The 15,394-nt window shown below is 58.2% G+C and carries 15 protein-coding genes and 1 tRNA gene; 6 read left to right on the top strand and 10 right to left on the bottom strand.

All coding sequences use genetic code 11. The features are described 5' to 3' along the window. Position 1: 1 nt before the first annotated feature. On the bottom strand, positions 2 to 649 hold the full coding sequence (locus SJY29_RS09730; RefSeq protein ID WP_400082347.1) for a pyrimidine 5'-nucleotidase: 648 nt from the start codon (positions 647 to 649) through the stop codon (positions 2 to 4). Between the two features lie 101 nt (positions 650 to 750). On the opposite strand from SJY29_RS09730, the gene SJY29_RS09725 reads away from it, so the two are divergent. After that, a complete protein-coding gene (locus tag SJY29_RS09725) occupies positions 751 to 1,404 on the top strand; it encodes a GntR family transcriptional regulator (RefSeq protein ID WP_110279236.1) in 654 nt (217 codons plus the stop codon). Between the two features lie 107 nt (positions 1,405 to 1,511). Here SJY29_RS09725 and carA read toward each other — a convergent pair whose 3' ends face one another. Then, entirely contained in the window at positions 1,512 to 2,648 is a 1,137-nt protein-coding gene (gene carA, locus SJY29_RS09720) for a glutamine-hydrolyzing carbamoyl-phosphate synthase small subunit (protein WP_400082344.1), read from the bottom strand. Positions 2,649 to 2,822: 174 nt separating this feature from the next. Between carA and SJY29_RS09715 the strand changes: the two genes are divergently transcribed. Then, entirely contained in the window at positions 2,823 to 3,284 is a 462-nt protein-coding gene (locus tag SJY29_RS09715) for a GatB/YqeY domain-containing protein (protein ID WP_110279234.1), read from the top strand. Here SJY29_RS09715 and SJY29_RS09710 read toward each other — a convergent pair. After that, positions 3,265 to 3,783 (bottom strand): DUF2244 domain-containing protein, encoded by a 519-nt coding sequence (locus tag SJY29_RS09710; protein ID WP_400082341.1) that lies wholly within the window; start codon positions 3,781 to 3,783, stop codon positions 3,265 to 3,267. The genes SJY29_RS09715 and SJY29_RS09710 overlap by 20 nt on opposite strands. 121 nt (positions 3,784 to 3,904) lie before the next feature. Next, positions 3,905 to 5,578: a cytochrome c oxidase subunit I gene (gene ctaD, locus SJY29_RS09705; RefSeq protein WP_110279232.1), complete on the bottom strand. Its 1,674-nt coding sequence runs from the start codon at positions 5,576 to 5,578 to the stop codon at positions 3,905 to 3,907. Positions 5,579 to 5,789: 211 nt separating this feature from the next. Here ctaD and SJY29_RS09700 point away from each other — a divergent pair, with 211 nt between their 5' ends. Then, positions 5,790 to 6,923, top strand: coding sequence for a carboxylate-amine ligase (locus SJY29_RS09700; RefSeq protein WP_400082338.1), 1,134 nt, complete (start codon positions 5,790 to 5,792; stop codon positions 6,921 to 6,923). A 34-nt stretch (positions 6,924 to 6,957) separates the two neighbouring features. Here the strand turns inward: SJY29_RS09700 and SJY29_RS09695 are convergent, their stop codons facing one another. Both SJY29_RS09695 and lipB read right to left on the bottom strand, forming a co-directional pair. Further along, a complete protein-coding gene (locus SJY29_RS09695; protein WP_400082335.1) occupies positions 6,958 to 7,233 on the bottom strand; it encodes a hypothetical protein in 276 nt (91 codons plus the stop codon). 564 nt (positions 7,234 to 7,797) lie between these two features. Then, on the bottom strand, positions 7,798 to 8,448 hold the full coding sequence (lipB, locus tag SJY29_RS09690; protein WP_400082332.1) for a lipoyl(octanoyl) transferase LipB: 651 nt from the start codon (positions 8,446 to 8,448) through the stop codon (positions 7,798 to 7,800). Between the two features lie 107 nt (positions 8,449 to 8,555). Here lipB and SJY29_RS09685 point away from each other — a divergent pair. Further along, a tRNA-Leu gene (locus tag SJY29_RS09685) sits at positions 8,556 to 8,641 on the top strand. 49 nt (positions 8,642 to 8,690) lie between these two features. On the opposite strand, the gene SJY29_RS09680 is transcribed toward SJY29_RS09685, so the two are convergent. Together SJY29_RS09680 and SJY29_RS09675 are read right to left on the bottom strand one after the other, a co-directional pair. Then, positions 8,691 to 9,107, bottom strand: a complete 417-nt coding sequence (locus SJY29_RS09680) for a VOC family protein (protein WP_400082329.1) — start codon at positions 9,105 to 9,107, stop codon at positions 8,691 to 8,693. A gap of 87 nt (positions 9,108 to 9,194) precedes the next feature. Continuing rightward, positions 9,195 to 9,746, bottom strand: coding sequence for a pseudouridine synthase (locus SJY29_RS09675; RefSeq protein WP_400088889.1), 552 nt, complete (start codon positions 9,744 to 9,746; stop codon positions 9,195 to 9,197). 218 nt (positions 9,747 to 9,964) lie between these two features. Here SJY29_RS09675 and SJY29_RS09670 point away from each other — a divergent pair, with 218 nt between their 5' ends. Continuing rightward, on the top strand, positions 9,965 to 11,245 hold the full coding sequence (locus SJY29_RS09670) for a DUF3422 family protein (RefSeq protein ID WP_400082326.1): 1,281 nt from the start codon (positions 9,965 to 9,967) through the stop codon (positions 11,243 to 11,245). Positions 11,246 to 11,309: 64 nt separating this feature from the next. Then, positions 11,310 to 12,620, top strand: coding sequence for a cytochrome-c peroxidase (locus tag SJY29_RS09665; RefSeq protein ID WP_400082323.1), 1,311 nt, complete (start codon positions 11,310 to 11,312; stop codon positions 12,618 to 12,620). A gap of 50 nt (positions 12,621 to 12,670) precedes the next feature. Here SJY29_RS09665 and SJY29_RS09660 read toward each other — a convergent pair whose 3' ends face one another. After that, positions 12,671 to 14,137 (bottom strand): CRTAC1 family protein, encoded by a 1,467-nt coding sequence (locus SJY29_RS09660; RefSeq protein ID WP_400082320.1) that lies wholly within the window; start codon positions 14,135 to 14,137, stop codon positions 12,671 to 12,673. Further along, positions 14,134 to 15,387, bottom strand: coding sequence for an ROK family protein (locus tag SJY29_RS09655; RefSeq protein ID WP_400082317.1), 1,254 nt, complete (start codon positions 15,385 to 15,387; stop codon positions 14,134 to 14,136). The genes SJY29_RS09660 and SJY29_RS09655 overlap by 4 nt, the downstream gene beginning before the upstream one ends. Between the last annotated feature and the right edge of the window lie 7 nt (positions 15,388 to 15,394).

Below are 15,394 nucleotides of genomic sequence, written 5' to 3'. Positions count from 1 at the left end.
GCTAGCGCGTAAGCTGCGACAAGAAATCCGTCAGATGATCGGTATGATGGTGGATATGTGGGGCAGGAAGGGGCGTGTCGTGTACGTGCACCGTTCGCATTCCCAAGGCATGGGGCACCGCCAGATTGCGGGCTTCGTCCTCGAACATGGCGGATTTTGTCGGGGCTAGCCCGTCTTTTGCAAACACACGGGAAAAGGCGTCTTGCCCCGGTTTCGCTTTGAAATCAGCATGCTCAACGCCGTAGACGGCGTCAAACTGGCGTGTCAGGCCACGGGCGGCCAGAACACGTTTTGCATGGTTTTCCGAGCCGTTGGTAAAGACAATTTTCCGCCCCGGCAGTGCGGCAATCGCAGAAGCCAGCAGCCCGTCTTCTTCCAGATGTGAAATGTCGATGTTATGTACATCCGCAAGAAAATGATGCGGATCGACATCGTGATTGTCGATCAAGCCAAGCAGGGTCGAGCCGTAGTCGTTCCAGTATTGCTTGCAAAGGTCCAGCGCACGCGGCTGATCGTGCCCCGTCAATCGTGCGACATAGGCCGCAAAACGCGCGTCCATCTGACCGAAAAGATCAGCGGACGGCGGATAAAGTGTATTATCGAGATCGAAGACCCATGTGTCTACATGGCTAAAGTGATTGGCTACCATACGCGCACACTATGATGGGCGGAAGCGCGCTTCAATCGCTTTGGCTTGATTGCAGGGCAGGCAGAGGCATATGGTGAAACAGTTACGAAAGGTCCGACCCGATGCAAGATACCCGCGTGTCCCAGAAAGACGCCTACGCCCTGATCCTCGAAGCAATCGATAGCCATATCTACAAGCCGGGTGACCGCCTTGTGGAAAGCGAATTGGCCGAACGGTTTGGCGTATCGCGCACCCCGATCCGCGAGGCACTGCAACGGCTTGAGACGCAATCGCTGCTGACGCGGGACGGACGGTCGCTGATTGTGGCATCTCTGGATCATTCGCAACTGTCCGAGCTCTATGTCGTGCGCGGTGAACTGGAAGGGCTTGCCGCCCGCCTTGCGGCCCGCCACGCGGCCCCGGAAGAGGTGAAGGTGCTGCGCGATATGCTCGAGGCCGATCAGAAACTGGTTGGTGATCCAAAGGCCATGAGCCGTGCGAACCGCCGCTTTCACAAGCAAATCCACCTCGCCTCGCACAACCGTTTTCTGGTCCAGCAACTGGATCTGGTGCATCGGTCCATGGCGCTCTTGGCGACGACGTCAATTGCGGCCGAGGGGCGGGGGGCGGAAACGCTGCGCGAACATGCGGCCATTGTCAAAGCGATTGAGGATGGCGACGGCGATGCGGCCTATCAGGCGCTGCGCGACCACATCTCACAGGCTTTTGTCACGCGTCTGAAACTGGACGCAGAGGCTGTGGAAGCTGCAGAATAACCCCGAACTGCAGCCCACACCGGTAAAGTGCACGAAGCAAAATTAACACCGTCGACTCACATGACGGCTTCGTGTGAGCAATTTGAACAAAATAAGTTAACCAGAGGTTAATCGCTCATCGCCTCGGCAAATCTTTCGAACAGATAATAGCTGTCCTGCGGACCGGGGCTGGCCTCTGGGTGGTATTGCACGCTGAAAACCGGCCGGTTTGCGATGCGAATACCGCAGTTGCTGCCATCAAACAGCGACACATGGGTTTCCTCGACACCTTCAGGCAGCGTCTGGCTATCAACGGTAAAGCCATGGTTCATCGAGGTAATTTCGACCTTGCCGGTCTCCATGTCTTTGACAGGATGGTTTGCACCGTGGTGGCCGTGGTTCATCTTGATCGTCTTGGCACCGACCGCAAGCGCCAGCATCTGGTGCCCGAGGCAGATGCCAAAGACCGGCAGGTTGGCATTAAGCACACCCTTGATCATGGGGACGGCGTAGACACCTGTCGCGGCAGGATCGCCGGGACCGTTCGACAGGAAAACCCCATCAGGGTTCAACGCCAATACGTCTTCGGCGGTGGCCGTCGCGGGCAACACGGTGACATCGCAGCCAGCACTTGCCAGACAGCGCAGGATGTTGCGTTTGGCACCAAAATCAATCGCGACAACCTTATGCTTGGGTGCTGTCTGCGGCTTGTAGCCTTCGGGCCAAGCCCACCGCATCTCATTCCACTGATAGGACTGGGCACAGGTCACTTCCTTGGCGAGGTCCAGCCCTTCCAACCCCGGGAATGCGCGGGCTTTCTTCACCAGAGCAGCAATATCGAACTGTCCGTCCGGGTTATGGGCCAGTGCCACATGCGGCGCGCCTTGCTGGCGGATCGCCCGCGTCAGACGCCGTGTATCGACGCCGCCCATCCCGATCCGGTTACGTTTGGTCAACCATGCGGTCAGCTCTTCGGTCGCACGCCAGTTTGATGCCTGCGTCGGATCCCATTTGACGACCATGCCCGCTGCAACAGGATCAGCGGTTTCATCGTCTTCGGGGTTGACGCCCGTGTTGCCGATGTGCGGGAAGGTAAAGGTCACGACCTGTCCCGCATAGGACGGGTCTGTCATGATTTCCTGATAGCCGGTCATGGCGGTGTTAAAGCAAAGCTCGGCCACGGTTTCGCCGGTGGCGCCAAAGCCCATCCCATAGAAGATCGTACCGTCCGCGAGTGCCAAACAGGCTGTTGGTTTCTGCGCCATAATCGATCTCCCCAGATGTCAAATTGGTGCGGGTGTACGCAGGCCGGCGGCGCGGGTCAAGGCCGGATTGCGCCCTTGCAAACAAGGGTGACGTTGCGCACTGGGCGCTTGTCACGCTGGCGGGTTCACACTATGTTAGCGGTTCGTTTGACGTCAGATGTACGGGACACATTTATGGACATGCGTGACAGGGTCTCAGCGGCCCTTAAAGATGCGATGCGCGCGAAAGAAGCAGATCGCCTATCAACGCTGCGGTTGATCAATGCCGCAATCAAGGACAAAGACATCGCAGCGCGCGGCACAGGCGATGATGAAGGCGGGGTGTCGAACGAAGGCATTCTGGCAATCTTGGGCCGGATGGTAAAGCAACGTCAGGAAAGCGCGCGTGCCTATGAAGAAGGTGGGCGGCTTGAGCTGGCAGAGAAAGAGCTGTCAGAGATCAAGATCATCGAGGAATTCCTGCCCAAGCAATTGAGCAAAGACGAAGCCGAAGCGGCCGTTGACGCAGCAATTGCCGAAGTTGGTGCCGAAAGCATCCGCGACATGGGTAAAGTCATGGCCGCACTCAAGGCCAAGTACACAGGACGTATGGATTTCGGCAAAGCCGGGCCGATGGTCAAAGACCGGTTGGGGTAACCGGCTCGCGCCCTGCGCGGAGCGCGATTTGTAGCTCATCAAAAAGGACAAGGCGTTCTTCGGAATCGAGGAACGCACCGATCTCGACCTCGCGGTCCCCGCCGCGCAGGGTGATATAGTTTTCAACCGGCCCGCCTTTGGGGTGCAAGTGGGCTGTCACCCAATAGCGGTTGGCCTCCCATTGCTGCACATCGCCTTTGGGATTGTGCCGCGTCAGGTAGGCGCGGGCTTCATCCACGGTCAGTTCTTCCAACACCTCGCCACGCCGGTAGCTGACGTGTAGCGCGTACCACACCCCTGCGAGCATCATCCCGAAGAACGGCAGAAGCCCCCAAAGCACCGCTTGCCCCAGAAGTGTGAGCAGGGGGAGCGACACGAGCGCGGCGGTGCCGCCGATGAACAAGACAAAGTCTTTGCGCAGCAGTGAGCGGTACGGCCACAGGCTCAGTTGCCAAAGGCGATCATTATGGGGCGGGGTCGGGGTCCATTCGTAAGGCATGACGCAGTTGTAATGCGCGCCGCGCCGCCGTCAAACCGATAGAATGCCGCATGTCTGTCGCGGCAAAAAAAGAAAGCCCCGCGCGATGGCGGGGCTTTCTTTTTTCTTATCAAAGCAACGTCTAATGCGCGTGCTTTTTGTCCCAGTCAGACTGCTTTGGCAGCGTCTCGAACGTGTGCTCTGGTGGCGGGCTTGGCAGTGTCCACTCCAGTGTGTCCGCATATTCGTTCCAAGGGTTGTTCTCGGTGACGCGCTTGCCCTTTGTCAGGGTCCAGACCATCACACCGATGAAGAACAGGAAGGACGCGAAGGACAAGAATGCACCCCAGCTGGAGACATAGTTCCAGTAGGCGAATGCCTCGGGATAGTCGATGTAGCGGCGTGGCATACCCTGACGGCCCAGGAAGTGCTGTGGGAAGAAGGTCAGGTTGGCACCGACGAACATCGCCCAGAAGTGCAGCTTGCCTGCCCACTCAGGGTACATGCGGCCCGACATTTTCGGCAGGTAGAAATAGATACCCGCGAAGATCGAGAAGACCGCACCGAGCGACATCACATAGTGGAAGTGCGCCACAACATAGTAGGTGTCGTGATATACACGGTCCACACCGGCCTGAGACAGCACGATGCCGGTCACACCGCCCAAGGTGAACAGGAACAGGAAGCCCATCGCCCAGAGCATTGGTGTTTTGAACTCAACCGACCCACCCCACATCGTGGCGATCCAGCTGAATATCTTCACACCTGTCGGTACCGCGATCACCATCGTGGCCAGCATGAAGTAGGACTGCTGTGTCAGCGACATGCCCACGGTGTACATGTGGTGCGCCCAGACGACGAAGCCTAGAACACCGATTGCGACCATCGCATAAACCATCGGCAGGTAGCCGAAGATCGGCTTGCGGCTGAAGGTTGCAATGATGTGGCTGATGATGCCAAAGCCTGGGATGATGATGATGTAAACCTCGGGGTGACCGAAGAACCACAGAATGTGCTGGTAGAGAACAGGGTCACCACCGCCTTCAGGCTGGAAGAACGTCGTGCCGAAGTTCCGGTCCGTCAGCAACATTGTGATCGCGCCAGCCAGAACGGGCAGGGCGAGAAGGATCAACCATGCAGTCACAAAGATCGACCATGCAAAGAGCGGCACTTTGTGCAGCGTCATGCCCGGTGCGCGCATGTTCAGGAAGGTTGTGATCATGTTGATCGCGCCAAGGATCGAAGACGCACCTGACAGGTGAACCGCGAAGATCGCAAGGTCCATCGACATGCCTGTCTCGGAGGTCGAAAGCGGGGCATACATAACCCAACCAACGCCGGAACCGGCCTGACCGTTACCACCTGGTGCCAGCATCGACGCGATGCCAAGAGATGCACCAGCGACGAACATCCAGTAGGACAGGTTGTTCAGGCGGGGGAACGCCATATCCGGTGCACCGATCTGCAACGGCATAAAGTAGTTACCGAAACCACCGAAAAGGGCCGGAATAACCACGAAGAACATCATCAGGACACCGTGATAGGTGATCAGAACGTTCCAGAGGTGGCCGTTTGGCGTACATTCACCTGCGGCTGCCGCGGTAAAGCGTGCACCTTCAAGGCACATGTACTGCACGCCGGGCTCCATAAGCTCCATGCGCATGTAGACGGTGAACGCCACCGAGACAAAGCCCAAGAAACCTGCGGTAAACAGGTACAAGATGCCGATATCTTTGTGGTTTGTGGACATAAACCAGCGGGTGAAGAAACCGCGCTCGTCTTCGTGTGCATCGCCGTGGATGGCTGCGTCTGCCATTTTGGCTCTCCTCGTATTGGCTACTTTTGATGTCGCCGAGTCGTTGCCCGACGCACATTTGCGTTGGTTCTAATGGGTTGATGCTAAAGGGGCAACAAAGGATGCGTCTCTTTGCATGGGTTAATTTGGCGCAGGGGGGAGATGAATGCATCTGTTGCGCTGACAGGCGAAGCGATTTCCGCTAGGCTGGGCCGGAATTTGGAGGTCACGCATGGCAGACAAAACCCCGCCGTTTACGATTGGCATCGAAGAAGAATACCTGCTGGTCGATCAGACGACGTTTGCTTTGGCGCAAGCGCCAGACAGTCTGATTGCGGCCTGCAAGAAAGACCTGGAGGGGCAGGTCAGCCCGGAATTCCTGCAGTGCCAGATCGAAATCGGGACGGGGGTTTGCCAGACAATCGGAGAGGCGCGCCGTGATCTGGCGCATCTGCGCCACACCGTGGCGCGCCATGCTGCGGACTATGGGTTAGCGCCCATCGCCGCCTCATGCCATCCGTTTGCGGACTGGAAAGAGCAGCATCACACCGACAAGGAACGCTATCACCAACTGCGCCGTGACCTTGCCGGCGTTGCACGGCGGATGCTGATCTGCGGGATGCATGTCCATGTGGGCATCCCTGATCAGGACATGCGGATCAATTTGGTCAATCAGCTCAAGTACTTTCTGCCGCATCTTCATGCGCTGTCCACCTCTTCGCCCTATTGGCAGGGTGAGGATACAGGCATGAATTCCTATCGTCTCACGGTCTTTGACAATCTGCCCCGCACCGGCCTGCCGCCCGCGATGGCGGACTGGGCCGAGTTTTCGTCAACGGTTGACACGTTGATTGACCTTGGGCTGATCGAGGACGCTTCAAAAATCTGGTGGGACCTGCGCCCTTCGTCGAAATTCCCCACAATTGAATCCCGCATTTGCGACGTCGCCCCGCGCATGGAGGTTACGCTGACATTGGCGGCGCTGACGCAGTGCCTGACGCGGATGCTGTGGCGGAGGTCGCGAACGGGCGAGGATTGGCCTTTGGTCCAGAATTTCATGGTGGAAGAGAACCGTTGGCGCGCCCAGCGTTATGGCACCTCGGAGGGGTTGATCGACTTTGGCCGCAAGGCGTTGATCCCGTTTTCGCAAGCGGTAGACGAAATTCTCGCGTTGATCGCAGAGGATGCTGTCGCGCTTGAATGTGAGGCCGAGGTGAAAGCCGCCCGCGAGATCGTGGCCAATGGCACCAGCGCAGACCATCAACGCGAAGTCTTTTCCCAAGCCAAACAGGCGGGTGCGACAGACAAGGAAGCACTCAGCGCTGTCGCTGCGTCATTGGTGGCGGATTTCGCAGTAGATCTATAGCATAGACCGTCTCGGGGCCAAGCAACGAAAGCTGCTAAAACGGTGCGCCGTATCTTATCATAGCCCATTTGAAAAGAATAAGCCCGATTGAAAACAACGCGGCTTGTTTAACCCAGAAAAACATGATCAGCCACACACCTGTCGCGGTCAGGACGCTCCAATAGAGTTGATCATAATATGCGCCCAGACCCATCGGTTCGATCAGGAAAGAAATCTCGGAAATCGGCCGCAGGAAGACCCCGAAAATGCCGCTCAATCCAATGGTCAGGAATACCGCCCCGACAAACATTGTGATTGCCTGGGAGAGCATGAAAGTTACTTTTTCGTAGACTGAACGCGACATCGTCACACCAATGCTTTCGGGAGGCATGGTACGGTCGCTAGCATACTAAATTATGGACGTAAACGCTGGCTGAAACAGTTTAGGGTTGTTTTATTGACTTCTGCCGGCTTTGAACAACGCACAGTTAGACATGCTTTTCGCGTGCTGGAGATTCATCACATTTGTTCATTGCGCACGGACGTTGTGAAGACGGGCCGATCAACACGACGACGGCCAAAAGTACGATGAGAAACAATTCAAACATTTAACAAACTCCGAGTACGCAACGCCCGTGATTCTTCTGAGAGCGTCGATCTACGCATGGTCTTAAACGCTGCATACAAAAAAGCATACCTATCCTAAAGGTCAGTAAAATATAGTAAATTTGGCATTCTCGCCACAATGGCGCCCGCCTTGCGCCGTAATCTAGGTGTTTGCCCAAAGAAAGCCAGAATGCGACTGCGCAATCGGCAAAAAAATGCATACGCGCTGACGCATGCTTGTCTCGCGCATTCCGATGAGCTGCTGTGGTCTGGCGGCTGAAGGGATAGGCTATGGGCCAAAATGACGGTGAAAAGTCTGCCTTAACGCCACGTCCACATCATCCATTGTAACCGGCAACCCTAGGTCGACGAGCGATGTCACGCCGTGATCACGAATCCCGCAGGGAACGATACCCTCAAAGTGGCTCAGATCGGGTTCTACATTGATTGACATGCCGTGAAACGACACCCACTTGCGCAGGCGGATACCAAGGGCTGCGATTTTGTCTTCTGCACATGAGCCGTCAGCGTTTTGCGGTTTTTCGGGTCGTTCCACCCAGACACCGACGCGTCCTTCACGGATTTCGCCTTTGATGTTGAAAGTCTCGAGTGTCGCGATCACCCATGCCTCAAGATCTTTGACGAACCGGCGCACGTCATGCCCGCGTTTGCCGACATCCAGCATAACATAAACCACCCGCTGCCCCGGGCCGTGGTAGGTGTATTCGCCACCGCGCCGCGCCTCAAAAACAGGAAAACGGTCCGGATCGACCAGATCTTCAGGTTTTGCCGAGGTGCCGGAGGTATAAAGCGGGGGGTGTTCAAGCAGCCAGATACACTCATCCGCGGTGCCATCAATAATGCCCGCAACACGGGTTTCCATAAAGGACAGCGCCTCTTGGTAATCGGTCAGCCCGTCTGTTGTGATCCATTCCACCATGCATGTGAGGTAACGCCGGCATGTTGCGTTGAAAAGGGGGTGTTTTCCCTCTTGGCATCGCAAAACGCCTCGTCTATGAGTGCCGCACTTACCAAGCTAGTGGTCTTGCGGTCGTGGCGGAATTGGTAGACGCGCAGCGTTGAGGTCGCTGTGAGGTAACACTCGTGGGGGTTCGAGTCCCCCGACCGCACCAGTCTTTGTCCTGATTGTTGATCGGACAGGCGCCGTAAGCCCCATATACATTACTTGTCGCGTCCCGGCTCACTTTGGTCGTTCGAAAATAATGCGATCTTGTTGCCATGTGGGTCGCGCAGGTAGCCAACGTAAAAATGCGGACCATAGGACGCGCGAAAACCCGGTTTGCCCTCGTCCGTTCCGCCGGCGGCTAAAGCTGCTGCATGAAGGGTGCGCACCTGCGCCTGATTGCGCGCCTCGAATGCGATCATTGTCCCGTTCCCGGCAGTGGCAGGTTGCCCGTCGAAGGGCGCTTTGACATAGAAGTCCGGTAGCGCAACGGACTGCCCCGGTTGTTTGGGCAAGATGTAACTCAAGTCACCGTGAAATTCTTCCAGCGCATAACCAAGGTCTGGCAAAAAGGCCGAGTAAAACTGTTCTGCGCGCGCGATGTCGTCAGCACCAACGGTAACATAGGCAATCATCGTGTGCTCCTTCTTGCGCCTTGGGCGCTTGGCACTGGTTTGGCACAGTTTGTCATGCCCGATCAATCCTGTGCGGCGAACCGGCACTTATGTCGGGTTGGCCTCTAGCCATGCCCCGCTTTCAATTCCGTCCAGCGTCCAGTTCCCGACACGCCATCGCACCAGCCGCAATGTCGGAAAGCCGATATGCGCCGTCATCCGCCGCACCTGACGGTTCCGCCCTTCGCTGATGGTCACCTCGATCCATGTATCCGGCACAGATTTGCGAAACCGAACGGGCGGATCACGTTCCCACAAAGCGGGCGGATCAATCAGGCGGACCTTTGCGGGGCGGGTGGGGCCGTCTTTGAGCGTGACGCCTTCGCGCAGCGGGGCGATGTCTTTGTCCGTTGGCGCGCCTTCGACCTGTACCAGATAGGTCTTGCTCATCTTGTTTTTGGGGTCAGCGATGCGGGCCTGCAACTTCCCGTCGTCGGTCAGCACCAAGAGCCCCTCGCTATCGCGGTCCAGCCGCCCCGCAGGATAGACCCCGGGCACGTCCACAAAAGAAGAAAGCGTGGGCCGTGGTGTCGGGCTTTTCGCGTCTGTGAACTGCGACAGCACGCCAAAAGGTTTGTTCAGAAGGATCACACGCGACATGCGCCTGACTAACGCAAGCGGTGCCATGCCGTCCATGGTCTTGTGCGTTTCGGTTGTCGTTGTCAGTTCGGTGCCGTCACGTGCGCTGCGCAAACGCCAAACAAGCCTGCGGTATACAGATGTACTCTGGTAACATATTATAAATGAATAACTTTTTGATTTACTTGCGCGCAAACGCGACTAGATTGAAGATCATTGATGAGTAAAAAGGCGCGCCAATGCCCCCAATCGCCGACCACCCCTTGCGCTATGCGATGGCGAATGAGTTGCACGCCCGGCCGTTTCCCGCTGTCGGAGCCCCCAGCCGTGCGGCCTTTCTTGCGATCAAACCTGCCAGCAACGCCGCGGGCCGTGATCGCGGGGCGGACCGTACCCATCTGATTGATCTGCTCGACAGATTTGGCGCGCAGCATCCCCAGCCCGATGCGACCCATTATTTCGGAAAGATCGGACGCCATCATCTGAAATGGGAAAGTCATACCGAGTTTGTCACCTACACGATCTTCGGCGAGGGTGTCGCGGATCAGCCTTTCGACGCCGCAACCTTTTCAATCTTTCCCCAAGACTGGCTTGAGGCCGCACCCGGTGTGCGCGTCACATCCGCGCTGATCCGCATCGAAGTGGCCGATGGGGATGACGGGATCATCGAGAAAGCGCGCGACTGGTTTGTTCCTGAAAGCCTGGCCATCAGTCGGGTGATCGAGAATGATCTGGTTGTTGCGGGTGATTTCCGCATTGATCACGCCGGACACACGCGTTTTGCCGTCTTTGCGCGGCCCCATGTCGGCAACCGTCGTGTGGGCCGCGTTGTCCAGCGTCTGTGCGAGATCGAGACCTATAAATCCATGTCCATGCTGGGTCTGAGCCGCGCGCGTGAACTGGGCCCGCGGATGGCGGCCTTCGATGAAAAGCTCACAGGTCTTCTCGAGGATATGCGTGGATCAGAGGGTGATCCGGCCAAGGTTCTGCAGTCCTTGCTCGAAGTGTCGGCCGAGATTGAGAATACGATCGCGCAAACCTCGTTTCGTTTTGGCGCCACCGTGGCCTACGAGAAGATCGTAAACCAGCGGATCGAAGTCCTGCGCGAAACCCGTTTTGAAGGGCGTCAGACCTTTAGCGAATTCATGATGCGCCGGTTTGACCCTGCGATGCGGACCGTGAATTCAACCAAAGAGCGGCTGAACGCGATGTCGGACCGTGCCCTGCGTGCCGGTGATCTCTTGCGCACGCGGGTGGATGTGGAACGCTCGGCACAAAACCAGGAACTGCTGACCAGCATGGACAAACGCGCCGACCTCCAGCTGCGTCTCCAGCGCACGGTTGAGGGGCTGTCGGTTGTTGCAATCAGCTACTACGCCGTCAATCTGGTGCTCTATGTCATCGCGCCGATCAGTGAGCCTCTGGGCATCGGCAAGGTGCTGATGGCCGCTCTTGCAACGCCGGTTGTTCTGCTGTTCGTCTGGCTGATGATCAATCGCATCCGCAAACATATGGAATAATCCGTCGCACTTGTGCGCGAAGGAAACCATGGTAACACTTTGCCAAGATAGGGGTGGAGGTACTATGCGCATTGTCTTGGGATTGGTTGCCATCATCGGCGCGGACGCCGCTTTTGCGGACGGGCTGCCCGCACCTTTGACCGATGCGGATTTCGCCCCCGTGCGTGAGGTCGAGGCCCGTTTGGGCCAGCTTTTGTTCTACGATCCCATCTTGTCCGGCAACCGCAATGTCTCATGCGGCACCTGTCATCATCCGGCGTTCGGCACCGGTGACGGCTTGTCGCTGGGTCTTGGCGATGGTGGCATCGGTTTGGGCCCGAAACGTGTGGCTGACCCTGACAATATGCCGGAACAGCGGATCCCGCGAAACGCGCCGGCTCTCTTCAACCTCGGCGCATATGAGTTCACGGTGCTCTTCCATGATGGCCGGATCGAGGTCGACCCCGACCGCCCCGGTGGACTGCGGACACCACTTGATGCGGATATGGTTACTGGCTTTGCCTCGCTGCTTTCCGCACAAACCATGTTTCCGGTGCTCAGCCCCGATGAAATGGCCGGTCACTACAGCGAAAATGAAATTTCCCAAGCGGTGCGGCGCGGCGTCATCACAGGGCAGGGTGGCGCATGGGACCTGATCTCGCAGCGGGTACGCGACATTCCCGCCTACGCCGACAGCTTTATTGCGACCTATGACCATATCGCGACGCCCGATCAAATCACCTTCGCCGATATCTCGAACGCCATCGCGGCCTTTATGGAATTCGAGTGGCGCTCTGATAATGCCCCTTTCGATGCGGTGCTGCGCGGCGAAGCCACGTTGCCCGAACCCGCCGCCACCGGCATGAACCTGTTTTACGGTGACGCAGGATGTGCAAGCTGCCACAGCGGCCCGTTCCTGACCGATCATGAGTTTCACGCAATGGGCGCCCCCCAGATCGGTCCCGGCAAGGCCGCGCGCTTTGAAAGCCACGCCCGCGATGAAGGCCGTTTCCGCGTAACAGGTGATCCTGCCGATCTCTACGCCTTCCGTACGCCGTCGTTGCGCAACGTGGCCTTGACCGGCCCTTACGGTCATGCTGGCGCGCACCGCGATTTGCGCAGCTTTATTGAAGCACATCTCGATCCGGTTGCGGCGCTGGGAACCTATGATGTCAGCAATGCGGTCCTGCCCGCGCTTCCCGTAGATGACACGCGCGGCTTGGCGGATAGCCCTGCAATCGCGCAGGCCGTCACCTACGCTCCCCGCCAGATCACTGATGCACAGATCACGTCCTTGGTGGCGTTTCTGGACGCGCTCACTGACCCCGCCGCGATTGATGGAAAACTGGGCATTCCTGACGCCGTGCCAAGCGGGCTGCCGATAGACCAGCCCTGACCCTTATTATCAGCCCCTAAATATCCCCGCCGGAGGCATCTTTCCGCGCGTCAGCGCGTCAACCGCACCCGCTGATTTGCTTGGGCCTGATGGCTGGTTTGCTGCCCATCCGGCCAGACTACGGTCACTGTGACAGTCTCTGCCGTACCCAAGCCGAAGTGCAACGGCAATGCTTTGCCACCGCCATGCCCGCCACCGACGGTCAGTTGCTGGCTTTGGCGGTTTCCTTCCGCTTCCACCACGACAGTCGCACCCACAGCATTCATATTGCCGCCGGGCTGGGTGAGCGCAATCTCCAGCCAGTTTCCGGAGTCCGGAGTGACATTGCGGTAAAGCTCCATCGGCGCACGCCGGTTCACAACCACAAGATCCAGACGCCCGTCACCGTCAAAATCGGCCAATGCCGCGCCGCGCGCGCGCTCTTTGGTCGCAACACCTGCAATCGCTGCAGTCTCGCGAAAGGTGCCATCGGCATTTTGCATCAACAGGTTATTGGGGTCCTGGATCGCCAGCCCCGGCATCTGGTCGACGTTGCCTTTAGCGATGAACAGATCCGCGCGCCCGTCGTTGTCTACATCCGCAAACTCTGCGTGCCAGCCTGTCGAGGGGCGGCCGTCATCGCCGGTATGGGGGCGCTGGGCATAGGTACCGATCGTGAAAGGGGCAGCAGCATAGGTGCCGTCCTCTTGGGCCAATTGCATCAATTGATCGCCCATGGAGGTCAGCATGACCTCATCGCGCCCGTCACCGGTCAGATCACGGCTCGCGATGCCCATGCCCCAGAGCGAGACGTTCTTCCATCCGTCATCGGCGCCCAGAAAACGCTGCTCGGCGATATCCCACATCTGCTCATAGCCTTTGCGGACATAGTAGTGCCGGTCGTTCGAGAGCCGCAGGGTCGGGCGTCCGCGTGCATCATTGGCCGCCAATATCGACAGAGGGCAGAAACCCGGGGTCAGCGGGGTGCTCTGATAACCTGATGCGCCGGGACGCAGGATCATATTGTCATCGCAAGCCCCGAAAGGTCCCTCAGGATCGGCACGGTCTACATAATTGCCTACGGCCATGACAGGTTTGCCGTCATCCTCCCACCAGGCGGTGAAAGCGGTCGACCACGCATCATCTTGAGGAAGCTCATTGCTGGCGGTAAAGCGGCAATTACCCCCACCCATCAACAACTGGTTTTGGCCAACGCGCAGCACGAAGAGGTCCATTGCCCCATCTGCGTTTACATCCAGCGGATAGGCTCCGGTGACGCCTGTCAGTTCAGGTACCCCGCCTTTGGAGAACGTAAAATCTCCGCGGTTGACCATCAGTTGCGCGGGGTTTGCACCACCCGCGGCAAAGAGATCAGGCAGTGCATCGCCGTTGCAGTCGAAGACCGCAACGCCACCGCCGACGAAATGCTCCCACTCTCCGCCATAGATATGTTCCGGCAAACCCGCCGAGCGATCCTCGAACAAGGGGTCTGCCGCAACCGGTGCGGCTGCGACAAGCAGCGCCAAGAGCCGGATCATCCGCGGGCCTCTCCCAATGCAGCGGCCGTGACGGCCTCAAGCGCCAGCGCCGTGGCACCGCGCGCCCAGATCATGCCGCCCCAGGCGTGGACTTCGACCTCGCAAGGCGTGCGCCCGTCGCTCAGGGTCAGTTTCTGCATCTCGGCCAACACCTCTTTGGAATAGAGATAGTCATATTGCATCCGCTCGCCCGACAGGATGATCAGGCCGGGATCGAAGAGCTGGATCACGTTGGAGAGCCCCAGCGACAGATACCGTCCCGCACGGCGAAAGATCGTGCGCGCGGCCTCATTGCCGGATTTGGCCTGTGCGAAAAGCGCATCCAGCATCACATAGGGGCTTTGCGGGGTGCGGGGGTTGCGATCCAGCGCCGTCGCAGCCTCACGCGCCAATGCGTAATCCGCGAGATAGGCCTCAAGACAGCCGCGCTGGCCGCAGCGGCATAGCGCACCATCAAGCTGCACCTTTGTGTGGCCCAGTTCCAGCCCCATGCCGCGCGCGCCGCGAAACAGCCTGTTGTCCAGCACAAGGCCCATACCGACGCCATTCTCGATTGTGACGACAACAAAATCCGCAATTGTGCGACCGGCCCCGAACCATAGCTCTGCAAGGCTGAGCACATTCGTATCGTTGTCCACGTAAACCGGCATGCCAAACCGCGCCATAAAGGCAGTGCGGATATCAACCTCTGTTTCAATCAGGAAGGGTGACCAAGTTACGGTGCCCGTGTCGTGGTCCACAATGCCAGGAATACCCATACCGACTGCCGAAATCTCTGGCAGGCTCATGTCCGCATCCTTAAGGACGCGGTCAATCAGGATATCAATTTCTTCCAGAACCGTATCGAGCGATTTGCGCCCGGGCGATGAGGGCAGGGTGGCATCTGCAACGGGGCGACCTGCAAAATCAGAGAGCACGGCAGAGTGCGTTTCATCCGAAAGTTTTATCCCGATGACGTAGCGTGCCTCTGGCACGACCTCGAGCGCAACGGGCGGGCGCCCGCGGCCGCTTTCACGGGGCAGGCCTTCGACTTCGCGCAAAAGCCCCGCGCAGATCAGGTCGGCAGTCAGCGTTGTGGCTGATCCGGCACTAATGTTGAGTGCGCGGGTGACATCGGTGCGTGCGGCACGCCCCGTCGCGCGGACGTGTTCGAAGACTTGTTGTCGCAACGGCTTGGCGTCGGGCGAATCTGACGCCAACAATGGACCACAGCCGTTCGGACCTCCCGATTCGTCGTTTTGGTCAGCCATATTGTCG

Origin of the sequence: Yoonia sp. R78084 (assembly GCF_044595625.1) — a bacterium.
GTDB lineage: Bacteria > Pseudomonadota > Alphaproteobacteria > Rhodobacterales > Rhodobacteraceae > Yoonia.
The sequence above is the reverse complement of the archived record's forward strand: the minus strand, read 5'-3'. Positions and strand labels throughout refer to the sequence as shown.